The 11135-nt window shown below is 59.6% G+C and carries 9 protein-coding genes; all 9 read left to right on the plus strand.

Features of this window, described 5'->3' with window-relative positions; translation table 11 throughout:
• Positions 1-2: 2 nt before the first annotated feature.
• The 9 genes from FE782_RS08625 (at position 3) to FE782_RS08665 (ending at position 11102) form a co-directional block, all read left to right on the plus strand.
• Positions 3-1040 carry a Gfo/Idh/MocA family protein gene (locus tag FE782_RS08625; protein WP_138193674.1) on the plus strand — a complete coding sequence of 346 codons (1038 nt, stop codon included), beginning with the start codon at positions 3-5 and terminating at the stop codon, positions 1038-1040.
• A complete protein-coding gene (locus tag FE782_RS08630; protein WP_238392390.1) occupies positions 1037-1903 on the plus strand; it encodes a sugar phosphate isomerase/epimerase family protein in 867 nt (288 codons plus the stop codon). The genes FE782_RS08625 and FE782_RS08630 overlap by 4 nt, the downstream gene beginning before the upstream one ends.
• A gap of 70 nt (positions 1904-1973) precedes the next feature.
• Complete coding sequence (locus FE782_RS08635; protein ID WP_138193675.1) at positions 1974-2876, plus strand: AraC family transcriptional regulator; 903 nt, start codon at positions 1974-1976, stop codon at positions 2874-2876.
• Between the two features lie 17 nt (positions 2877-2893).
• On the plus strand, positions 2894-3973 hold the full coding sequence (locus FE782_RS08640) for a Gfo/Idh/MocA family protein (RefSeq protein ID WP_138193676.1): 1080 nt from the start codon (positions 2894-2896) through the stop codon (positions 3971-3973).
• Between the two features lie 3 nt (positions 3974-3976).
• Positions 3977-5215: a Gfo/Idh/MocA family protein gene (locus FE782_RS08645; protein ID WP_138193677.1), complete on the plus strand. Its 1239-nt coding sequence runs from the start codon at positions 3977-3979 to the stop codon at positions 5213-5215.
• Between the two features lie 79 nt (positions 5216-5294).
• Complete coding sequence (locus tag FE782_RS08650) at positions 5295-6092, plus strand: M55 family metallopeptidase (RefSeq protein ID WP_138193678.1); 798 nt, start codon at positions 5295-5297, stop codon at positions 6090-6092.
• Positions 6093-6246: 154 nt separating this feature from the next.
• Positions 6247-8793, plus strand: coding sequence for a beta-mannosidase (locus FE782_RS08655; protein ID WP_138193679.1), 2547 nt, complete (start codon positions 6247-6249; stop codon positions 8791-8793).
• A gap of 34 nt (positions 8794-8827) precedes the next feature.
• On the plus strand, positions 8828-10603 hold the full coding sequence (locus FE782_RS08660) for a glycoside hydrolase domain-containing protein (protein ID WP_158299309.1): 1776 nt from the start codon (positions 8828-8830) through the stop codon (positions 10601-10603).
• 13 nt (positions 10604-10616) lie between these two features.
• Entirely contained in the window at positions 10617-11102 is a 486-nt protein-coding gene (locus FE782_RS08665) for a hypothetical protein (RefSeq protein WP_138193681.1), read from the plus strand.
• Positions 11103-11135 lie beyond the last annotated feature (33 nt).

The raw sequence follows: 11135 nt of genomic DNA on the forward strand, positions 1-11135 counted from the left end.
CGATGGCGCAATGGCGGTTCGGGCTCATCGGCTGCGGCGGCGTGGCCGACATGCATATGGAAGCCATTCGACAGATCGAGGACGCCGTCCTCGCCGTCGTGTCGAGCCGATCCGAGAGCAAGGCGAAATCCGCCGCGGAGAAGGCCCGCTGCGACTGGACGACCGATTATCGCGAGCTGCTTCGCCGAACCGACGTCGACATCGTATGCGTGACGACGTCGAGCGGAAGCCACGCCGCGATCGGACACGAGGTGCTTGCGGCGGGCAAGCATCTCGTGCTGGAGAAGCCGATCGCCATGACCGCGAAGGACGCGCGCGCGCTGGCGGAAGACGCCGAGTCGCGCGGACTGACCTTGTCGGTCATCTCCCAGCGAAGGTTCGAAGCGAACAACCAGCTGATTAAGCGCGTGCTGGATGAAGGCGCCTTGGGCAGACTGCTGCTGGCGGAGGTGACGCTTCCGTTCTATCGGAGCCAAGCGTATTACGACAGCGCCGATTGGCGGGGGACGATCGCGGAGGACGGCGGCGTACTGATGAATCAGGCGATTCACTGCTTGGACTTGCTGCTCTGGTTCGCCGGCGACGTCCGCACCGTGTACGGGAAGACGGCCACGATGACCCACCGGATGGAAGCCGAGGATATGGGACTCGCGATCTTGACGTTCGAGAGCGGCGCCTTCGGCACGGTGATGGCTTCGACGAGCATTCGGCCCGGGTACGCCGCGGCGATCTCTCTCTACGGCGAGGAGGGCACGATTAAGCTGGAAGGCACCTCGATCGTGCGGTGGTCCGTCCCCGGCTGGGACGAACCGAACTGGACGCGGGAAGAATCGTACGGGGGCGTGTCCGATCCCCGGAGCATCGTCTCGGATTATCATCAAAGTCAGCTGATCGACGTGATGACGTCGATCGAGACGGGCATGAAGCCGTTGATTACCGGATGGGACGGATGGCGCGCCGTGCGCCTGGTCGAAGCGATCTACGAAAGCGCCGCGGCCGGCGCGGAAATCGATATCGGGAAGGAAGGCGGTAGCAGATGATGAAATTCGCGGCGTTCAGCGGCGTGCTCATCGAGCACAGCATTCAGGAAGCGATGCAGCTGACCAAGAAGCTTGGGATGGACGGTATCGAAATCGCGGTACGGGAACCGCATCTCTCGGCGGGAACCAGCTTGCCGAGAGTGAAGGAGATTCAGGCGCTCTCTCGAAGCTTGGATTTGGAAATCCCCGTGTTGGCGGGTTACGTCGGAGGCTTCTCGGATGCAAGCGACAGCGAAGCCCGGAAGAGCTTCGACGAGTTCAAGCGGCTGCTCGACATCGCCGATCATCTCGACGCCGGCATGATCCGCATCTTCCCCGGCGGGCCGAACGCGTTCCTGGCGAACGAGTATCATTACGCCAAGGCGGCCCATTGGGTGAGCTTATGCGCGGAGGAAGCAAGGAAACATCAAGTGCGGGTGCTCATGGAAATCCATAACGATTCGCTGGTCGAAACCGCGGAGAGCAGCCTGCGGCTGCTTCGCATGATCGAGAGCGACAACGTCGGCATGATCCATGACGCGGGCAATATGTACATCACGGATACCGATTACGGGCGGGATTCGGTACTGCAGCTGGGGCGCTACTTATTCCACGTGCACGTGAAGGATGAACTTCGCGTCGCGGAGGTCGGGGCGCCCGGGACGTTCACGAGCACGACCCGCCACGGCCAGGAGAAGTTCTTGCAGAGCCGGATGGGGGAAGGCGGAGCCGATCACCGGCCGCTCTTCGAGGCGCTGGTCGAAACCGGCTATTCCGGTTGGGTGACGCTCGAATGTCACGCGCCGTTCCCTCCGTACGAACGATTGGAGCATGATTTTCAATTCGTCCGCGGGCTGTTGTCGTCTTTGCGAGTCGCCCCGTAAACTTCTTGCCGGAGCGTTCCGGCTATGCTAGTTTACAAGAAAGGCGATCGATAGGCGGTGCGGAGAAGCGATGGACGAGAAGAAGGGAATCTTGTATTTTCAAACCCGAAGCCAATTGAACCATGAGTTTCCTTTCAAAATTTTCCGTTACTCCAGTCATTTGTTAAAGCAGTCGCTGCATATGCACGATTACGTCCAGCTCGCTTACGTACGCAAGGGGATGTGCCATCATCGGATGATGAGCAAGTCGCTCACGGTGAGCCAAGGCGAGCTGTTTATCATTACGCCCGGCACGGAACACAGCTTCAGCGCCATCGAGGAGAAAGACTTCGAATTAGTGCTGATCGACTTCGCGCCGAGCGTGCTGGACGGCTTGCTCGGACCGATGAAGGACGCCTTGGAGCCGTATTTGACTCCCGGCGGCGCTTCCGCCGCGCATTCCTGGCTGCACGTCGGCAAGACCAAGCAAACGCTCGTTCTTCAGCTGCTGCAAGAGATGCAAGAGGAATACGAAGCGAAGGAGCCGGGGTTCGAATATTCGATTCGGCTGTCGCTGGTCAAGCTGCTGATGGTCGTCGAGCGCGAGTACCGCAAGATCGGCCGGCGGCCGCCGAACCGGATGGCCGCGGCGGCGGACCGGCAGCCGATCGAAGAGGTGCGCCGATACATCCACGATAACTACAGCCAGGACATTCCGCTCGAGCATGGCGCATATCTCGCGAATATGGCGCCGGCCTATTTCAGTCATGTGTTTAAGAAGGAGACGGGCCAATCGTTCATCGATTACGTGAACGAGGTCCGGATCGAGCGCGCGATGGAGCTCATCCGCCGCGATTCGCTCACGATTACGCAAATCGGCTTTCAAGTCGGATATCGGCACTTGAGCCACTTCATACGAACGTTTAAGAAGCGAACGGGAATTACCCCGACGGAATACAAGAAAACTTTCGGAAGCTTGACCCCATCCAATTAAGAAAGAGGGAATCCTCCATGACTTCCACTCCGATTCGCGTCGGCATTATCGGCCAAGGCCGCAGCGGCCGCGACATTCACGGCAAGCTTCTCGTGCAGCTGCCGGAGCAGTACCGCATCGCGGCGATCGCGGACTCCCTTCCGGACCGCCAAGCGCGCGCGAGAGAAGAGTTCGGCTGCAATCCATACGCGACTTGGGAGGAGATGATCGAGCGCGAGCCGTTGGATTTGATCGTGAACGCGTCTCCGAGCCATCTTCATTTTCCGATTACCCTCGAGTTGTTGAACCGCGGCTTCAACGTGCTGTGCGAGAAGCCGCTGGCGAAATCGCCGGAAGAAGTCGACGAGCTCATCGCGGCGTCCAAGCGTTCGGGCAAGCTGTTGGCCGTGTTCCAGCAATCCCGGTACCACCCGGCGTTCCAACAGATTCGGAAGGTGATTGATTCCGGCGTGTTGGGCCGCATCGTCCAGATCGACTTCAGCTTGAACGGCTTCGCTCGCCGATGGGACTGGCAGACGCTGCAAAGCAACAACGGCGGCAACTTGATGAATACGGGACCTCATCCCGTGGATCAGGCGCTTCAGCTGTTCGGAACGGATGCGATGCCGCAGATTACTTGTATCATGGACCGCGCCAATACGTTCGGCGATGCGGAGGACTACGTCAAGCTCCTGATGCGAGGGCAGGGACGGCCGACGATTGACATCGAAATTTCGTCGTGCTGCGCGTATCCGCAGGATTCCTTCAATATTCAAGGCACGAACGGCGGATTGCACGGCACCGCGGATCGCTTGGAATGGAAATATTTCAAGCCCGAGGAAGCGCCGCCGCAGCAATTGATTCGGGAGCCGCTCATTTCGGCCTCCGGACTGCCCGCGTATTGCAGCGAGACGCTGACCTGGCACGAAGGCGACTGGACGATGTCGCTTCCGGAAGGGCAGAGCTTGTTCGGATACATGACCGAGCGGCTGTACTTGATGCTTCATGGCGCGCTGACGGCGGGCGCCGAGCTGGAAATTACGCCGGAGCAGGTGCGCCAGCAGATGCGGGTCATGGAAGAATGCAGACGCCAAAACCCGCACATTTACAGCGCCTGACCGATGACGATCAACATGCGCAGCGCGTTATTAATCGGCACCGGCGGATTCGGGAACGTTCATTTGCGCGAGCTGACCCGTCTCGAGGACGAAGGCGTCCTCCGGCTGGCCGCCGCGAGCGACGTGCGCGTTCCGGAACAATCGGCGAAGCTGATCGCGGATCGCGGCCTACGGGTGTATAGCGATTACCGGGAGATGCTGGCCGCGGAAACCGGCGCGGACTTCGTCATCGTCTCTACTCCGATCCAGCTCCACGCCCCGATGTGCTGCGACGCGATGGAGGCGGGCTACCACGTGCTGCTCGAGAAGCCGCCGGGCGCCACGATCCAAGACGTCGACGCCATCGCGGAGACGGCACGACGGACCGGCAAGCTGTGCGCGGTCAACTTCTTCGCTCCGTCCCGTTCGGCGCTCGAGCGGATCGTAACGATCGCGGCGTCCGGCGACGTCGGCCGGATTCATAGCATCAAGGGGCTCTCGCTCTTGACGAGAACGCATGCGTACTTCAACCGCACCCCGTGGGCCGGGAAGCTCCGAGCGAACGGCGCCGTCGTATTGGACGGCGCGTTCCACAATCCGGCCGCGCACTTGCTCTACAGCATGCTGAAGTTGGCGGAGCTCGTATCGGGTCCGGACGGAACGGGGAGCGGCGCCGATCCGCTCCGCGTCGCGGCGGAGATGTATCACGCCAATGCGATCGAGAGCGACGACACGACCTCGATGCGCATCGAGCTTCGCGACGGAACGACGCTTTGCTTCTACGTTACGTTGTGCGCCCGCCGAGCCGAAACGCAGCGCATTCGGCTGGAGGGAACCGAAGGCGCGATCGAGTGGGATTACCAGGATCAAGTGACGGTATGGAGCAAGGGGGAAACGCGGAGCTTCGATTGCGGCGAAGGAAGCGTCCTCGAGCGTCGGTACCGGAACTTGATGCGGGCGATCGAAGGGGTGGACGACCGCTTGGACGTCTCGATCGAATCCGCCCGCCGATTTACGCTAGCCGCGAACGGCGCCTTCGAATCGGCTGGGCGCATCCGAACGGTGCCGCCGGCATTCGTGGTTCGGTCGACGGACGCCGATCAGCCGGGTTCGTACATTGAAGGGATCGAAGCGACGTTGAAGGAGGCTTTCGCCGCCGGGAAGCTGCTTTCGGAGACGGGGGCGCCGTGGGCGGAGCCGTCGACGCCATTCGACGTAAGCGATTACCGGCATTTTCCTCAGCGCTTTCGTTTTTCCGAATAACGACGATTCAAGGTCTGCTGCCGACGCGCGGCAGGCCTCTTTCCTATACCGTTCCTTAGGAAATGGAGGATGAAGAAATATGAAATTTTACGTCAGCGTGGATATGGAAGGCATCGCGGGGATCGCCCTGCGAGAACAGACGATGCGAGGGGAACCGTTCTACCAGGAAGGGCGGCATCTATTGACGGAGGAAGTGAATATCGTCGTAGAAGCGCTGGTTCAATCGGGCGCGACCGAAATTATCGTGAAGGACGCCCATGCGACGGGCTTTAACTTCTTGTACGATCGGCTGCACCCCGCCGCCTCCTACGTCCTCGGCCCGGTTCCGATGTCGAACCGATTCGCGGGGGTCGACGAGACGTTCGCCGGGGCGCTGCTGCTCGGCTATCACGGGATGGCGGGAACGCCGGGAGCGATACTCGACCATACGTACAGCACGGCGGACGTGTACGGGTTGGAACTGAACGGCGCCCCGATCGGGGAGATCGGCGTCGACGCGCTGTTGTTCGGGCTGCGCGGCGTGCCGGTGGTGTTCGTCTCCGGCGACGATAAAACCTGCGCCGAGGCGGAACGCCAATTGGGTACGGTCCGAACGTACGAAACGAAGAAGGGGTTGGGCCGGCATTCGGGCTTGTTGAAGGCGCCGAGAAGGGTGCACGAAGAGATCGGCGACGCCGTGAAAGAAGCGGTCGTCCGCAGAGCGGCCTGCAAGCCTTATACGATTCAAGGACCGTACGAGATGAAAGTCGAATATACGAGCACCCGTCTCGCGGACGGCCGGTATTGCGACGAGATCGACACGTTCCGCGCGGACGGCCGGTCGGTGCTGCTTCGCGACGACGACCTGCTCCGACTGCTGTCGAGAACGTTCGGATAAGGCGGTCCCAGGCGTTCCGCAACGCTCCTTAGAAGGATAATAGTTTCCCAGTAAAGTTTAGCATTGCCCCGTATATCCCCGGCGTCGTTCGATCTACCATTAGAGAAGATCGCGAACAGGCAGACGAAGCGACAGATCGATCGGGAGGGGAACGATGGCACCACATCAGACGCTGTACATCAAGCTGCAGGAGCGTTGGAAAATCAAAGCGTTCGACCGGGCGGAAGACATCCCCGGCGCCGTCCACGAAGCCGGCTTCGAGGAATCGGGCTGGTTGGAAGCGGCAGTGCCGGGGGACGTGCATTCTACGCTGCTTACCCACGGCGTTATCGAAGATCCTTATTATTCGACCAACGACCAGGCTTGTCGATGGATCGAACGGAAAATTTGGGTATACCGGTTGGAATTCGATGCGCCGGATCATCGGGACTTCAGCAGTACGCTCCTTCGCTTCGACGGTCTCGACACGCTGGCCGAGGTGTTCGTTAACGGGCAATCCGCGACGGTGTGCGAAAACATGTTCGTCCCCGCCGTCGCCGAGCTGACCGGAAAGCTGAAGGATCGCGGCAACGTCGTCGTCGTTCGCTTCGACTCGGTCGTCGCGTATGCCGAGAAGCAGGACGTGTCCCGATTCTGGTCCAAGGTCAATTACGAGCGGATTTGGCTGCGCAAGTGCGCGTGCAACTTCTCGTGGGATTGGAGCCCGCGCGTCGTGACGGTCGGCATCTGGAAGGACGCATGGTTGCAGCAGATCCGCAAGGCGAAGATCGAGCACCTGTTCTTCCGGACGCTGTCGATCGGGCCCGACGTGGCGGAGGTGGCGGTCGATGTTGAGGTCGGCCGGTTCGATAACGGGGAGTCCCGTCTTACCGCTGAAATTCTGCTCGAAGGCTGCGATCGGCCGGACCGTTACGAGGTCGAGGTCGTCGACGAACGAGCGACCCTCCGATTCCGCGTGGATGAGCCCGAGCTTTGGTGGACGTTCGATCATGGAAATCCGTTCTTGTATGAGCTTACCGTCCGATTGAAGGCGGATGGGCGGATCGTCGACACGGCCGTCGAAGAGGTCGGCATTCGCACGATCGAAGTCGCGCTCCGCTCCGAGACCGGAAGTCCCCGGTTTACGTTCGTCTTGAACGGCAAGCCGATCTACGCGAAGGGCGCGAACTGGATCCCCGCCCACAACTTCATCGGCGCGATCCGGGACGAGCGGTACGCGGATCTGATCGCGCTCTCCCGCGAAGCGAACATGAATATGCTTCGGGTGTGGGGCGGCGGGGTATACGAGAAGGCGGCGTTTTACCGCGAATGTTCGCGGCAGGGATTGCTCGTCTGGCAGGACTTTATGTTTTCCTGCAGCGAGGTGCCCGATTACGACGCGGGGTTCATGGCGAACGTCCGCGAGGAGATCGTCGCGAACGTGAAGATGCTGCGCAGCTATCCGTGCGTCGCGATCTGGGCGGGCAACAACGAAAACCAAGCGATTCACAGCGAGAAGATGTATTACCGCGGCGACTACCGGTTTTACGGAGAGAAAATTTTCCACGAGCTCATCCCGGAACTTCTGGAGTCGTTGGACGCGACGCGATTGTATTGGCCGAGTTCTCCTTGGGGCGGCAACGACGCGAACAGCTTCGACGAAGGGGATACGCACAATTGGGCCGTATGGGCCGGCGACGTGTACCCGCGGAAATACGGCGAACCGTCGAAGATGGACGTGTCGCCGTACGGCATCTCCTATCGCCGGTACGCCGAGGACACGTCGAAATTCAGCAGCGAATTCGGCATTCACGGAAGCACGGTGAAGGAGACGCTTCGCCGGAACATCCCGGAATCCGAATTGTATTACGGCAGCTTCGAATTGGATTACCGGAACAAGGATTACGAGCCGGAGAAGGCGGACATCACGATGGCCGGCTACTCGGGACTGCCGACCGACTTGGATCAATATATCGACTTTTCCATGCTGTGCCAAGCCGAAGGGTTGAAATTCGGCGTCGAGCATTTCCGCCGGAGAAAACCGGAAAACAGCGGCTCGCTCATCTGGCAGCTGAACGATTGCTGGCCGGGGATCAGCTGGAGCTTGATCGACTATTACTTATTTCCGAAAGCGTCCTATTATTATGCTCGAAGGTTTTACCAGCCGATCCTGCTCTCCTTCAAGGAGGAGGAGGGGCGAATTTCCGTTTGGGCGACGAACGACAGCTACGAACCTTACGAGGATACCGTGACCCTGAGCGTGCAAAATTGCTTCGGCAACGCGACATATGAGTGCGCTTACTCGGTCCGCGTCGAACCGAACGGCTCGAAGTCGATCGTCGAGTTCGCTCCTGAGGAGATCGAATGGCGGTTCGGCGTCATCGACAAACGCAGCCACTTCATCGCGATTCGCAGCGCGAGAGACGACGTATACGACAACCACTTCTTCTTCGCCGAGCAGAAGCAGCTGCGCTTCGCCCCTTGCCGGCTGAAGGTGTCGATGGAAGAGCGGCCGGGAGAGATCCGGATTACCGTCGCGACGGATCGATTCGCCCGCTTCGTGAAGCTGGAGTGCGGAATCGATCATACGATGTTTTCCGACAATTACTTCAATCTGGCGCCTGGCGAGAAGAAGACGATCTTCGCGGCCAATCGCAAGGGAACGCCCGTCGCTCCCTCGGATATTCGCGTCGGCGCATTGAACGGAAGCAAAGCTCGCTAAGGGCTTGCCCAATATGACGATAAGGAGCCGTGTCATGAGCAACAGTTTCTTGATTCACGATATGATCCGGATCTGTCCGCAAACCGGCGAGGCGTTGGAGGAACAATCGACGCCTGCGGTGGGCCGAGAGCAGTCGATCGGCCTTGTCTCGCCTCGGAACGGGTACGTATCCTTCCAAATCATCGTAGGGCTCGACGGCGCTACGGACGCCGACATTCGAATCTCGGCCGAGCCGTTGAAGGGCGAATTCGGCGAGATCGAAGCCGAAGAATTCGTCTATTACGCCGAATGGTATCACCGCGTGAAGGGGAAGTATTATCCCGATGCGCTCGTGCCGCTGGAGGAAGGCGCCTCTTCGCCGCGAACGTTCTCCGCGATCGTGAAGAAGAACGATGTGCAAGATCAAGCGTATGCCGCCTGCTGGGTAGATCTGTTCGTTCCTTCGGATATTCAACCGGGCGAATACCGCGGGGCGATCCATGTGACGACGGCGGCGGGGACCGGTACGCTCGATATTCGCCTTACGGCGCTTACGACGGTCGTGCCGAACGAATCGTATATCGTCGCCGATCTGAATAGCTACGCGGACAATATTTCCAAGCGGATGGATTACTTGCGAAACAACGAGCATCGATACGAGGACGGCACGTATAACGAGGTGGAACGCCGCTTTTTCCGAATGGCTCACGAGCACCGCTGCTTGCTGCATTACTTGCCGTACCAGCATTCCGGGAAAATTCCGTCCGCGTTCATTCCGGAGGTGGAAGGACGAGGCAAGAACATTCGGGTGAAGGACTGGTCGCGGTTCGACGAACACTTCGGCTCGTATTTCGACGGGTCCGCGTTCGAAGGAACGAAACGAGGACCGATCCCGCTGCCGTACAGCTATTTGCCGTTTAATTTCCATTGGCCCGCGGATTACGTCAAGTTCGGGACGAAAGGGTACAAGACGGAATTCGCGACGATCCTGGAAGAGTTCCATCGGCACTTCACCGAGAAGGGTTGGCTCGGAACGAAGTTCGAATTGTTCCTGAACCATAAGAAGCGTTATAAACTGTTCCCGTACGACGGCGACGAGACGAGATTTATGTGGGACGAGAAAATCAACGATATTTTCTACGATCTTGCGAAGGACGTGTTAGAGAGGAAGGACGGGGCGCAGTTTATTTTCCGAACCGATTCCAGTTGGAGTTATGGTCACCATTATGAAAAATACGCCGATTTGATCAAGTTGTGGGTCGTCAATCAGCAAATTTTCTCTTGGTTTCCGGAAGGCCTGGGCGTGCTTCGCGAGGCCGGCTGCGAGGTGTGGACGTACGGTACCGCCGCATCCATCCATGAACCGCTGCTCGCGTCCGCGATCGCCCCGCTTACCGCCGTGGCCAGGGGAGTGGACGGGTTCGTGTATTGGGAGAGTACGTTATGGGGCGACCGTTGGTACGAGACGCCCGATTCGAACGGGAGCACCGCGCTGTTTTACCCGGGGGACCGGTTATTCGGGCTGTTAGGTCCGATGCCGTCGATCCGCCTCAAGACGCTCCGCAACAGCGGGCAGGTCGCGGATTGCGCGGAGCGGTGGATCCGCGAGCAGCCGGAGGTTCGCAGGAATGCGATTAGGGACGCGTTCGCCGACGCGTTCGACGTCGAGCCGGACGCCTGGTGGCCGGGCCGGCCGGCGTTCGCGACGCTGCCTCCGCACCAATGGGAGGACCAGATGTTCAGCGATGCCCCGAAGGCCGTGCTCCACAAGGGGAAGGCCCCGGACGCGTTCGACGACATGAAGCGAAAGCTGTGGGGAATCTTAGGATAAGGGGAATCGAGCCATGAAGCGAAGCACGTATTCTTTACTGGAAATCGCAAGGATCGGGGCATTGTTTCTTCAAGGGGATCAGCTGGAAGACGTGATGCCGCCCGAACGCCGCGAATACCCGCTTCGGGTCGCGAATTCGCCGAATCCGTTCGCCGTCGGCGACGAGATCGACTTCGTGGAAGATCACTTTAACGCTTTGAAGAGAGTGCTGCTGCTGACCGAACGAATCGATCCCCGTCGCTCGCCGCTGACGGCGCTTTGGATTCGCCGTCCGGAACAGCCGACGCACGGCGAGGTCATGGTCGCCGGATCCGGCTTACCGCGGGAAGGGTCGCATATTCAGGAGCTATGGCCGGAAATCTTGCGCGCCTTCTCCGGGCTTCCGACTCGTTGGGACCGCGAAGGCGGGACGACGGTGTATTATCCGATTCGCAATTCGGATGAAGACCTCGTCGGCGTATTGGAAGTTTCGGATAACGTTCCGGAGTTTTTCGTTTAGTCCGAACATAATCAGCGATCTATTATCGGAAAA

It is taken from the genome of Paenibacillus antri (assembly GCF_005765165.1).
In the GTDB taxonomy this organism is placed as follows: domain Bacteria; phylum Bacillota; class Bacilli; order Paenibacillales; family YIM-B00363; genus Paenibacillus_AE; species Paenibacillus_AE antri.

What these genes read in the sequence shown, in the direction of transcription:
- FE782_RS08635 (WP_138193675.1), top strand. Translation starts at nt 1,974, where the DNA reads ATGGACGAGAAGAAGGGAATCTTGTATTTTCAAACCCGAAGCCAATTG.
- FE782_RS08640 (WP_138193676.1), top strand. Translation starts at nt 2,894, where the DNA reads ATGACTTCCACTCCGATTCGCGTCGGCATTATCGGCCAAGGCCGCAGC.
- FE782_RS08645 (WP_138193677.1), top strand. Translation starts at nt 3,977, where the DNA reads ATGACGATCAACATGCGCAGCGCGTTATTAATCGGCACCGGCGGATTC.
- FE782_RS08665 (WP_138193681.1), top strand. Translation starts at nt 10,617, where the DNA reads ATGAAGCGAAGCACGTATTCTTTACTGGAAATCGCAAGGATCGGGGCA.
- FE782_RS08655 (WP_138193679.1), top strand. Translation starts at nt 6,247, where the DNA reads ATGGCACCACATCAGACGCTGTACATCAAGCTGCAGGAGCGTTGGAAA.
- FE782_RS08625 (WP_138193674.1), top strand. Translation starts at nt 3, where the DNA reads ATGGCGCAATGGCGGTTCGGGCTCATCGGCTGCGGCGGCGTGGCCGAC.
- FE782_RS08660 (WP_158299309.1), top strand. Translation starts at nt 8,828, where the DNA reads ATGAGCAACAGTTTCTTGATTCACGATATGATCCGGATCTGTCCGCAA.
- FE782_RS08650 (WP_138193678.1), top strand. Translation starts at nt 5,295, where the DNA reads ATGAAATTTTACGTCAGCGTGGATATGGAAGGCATCGCGGGGATCGCC.
- FE782_RS08630 (WP_238392390.1), top strand. Translation starts at nt 1,037, where the DNA reads ATGATGAAATTCGCGGCGTTCAGCGGCGTGCTCATCGAGCACAGCATT.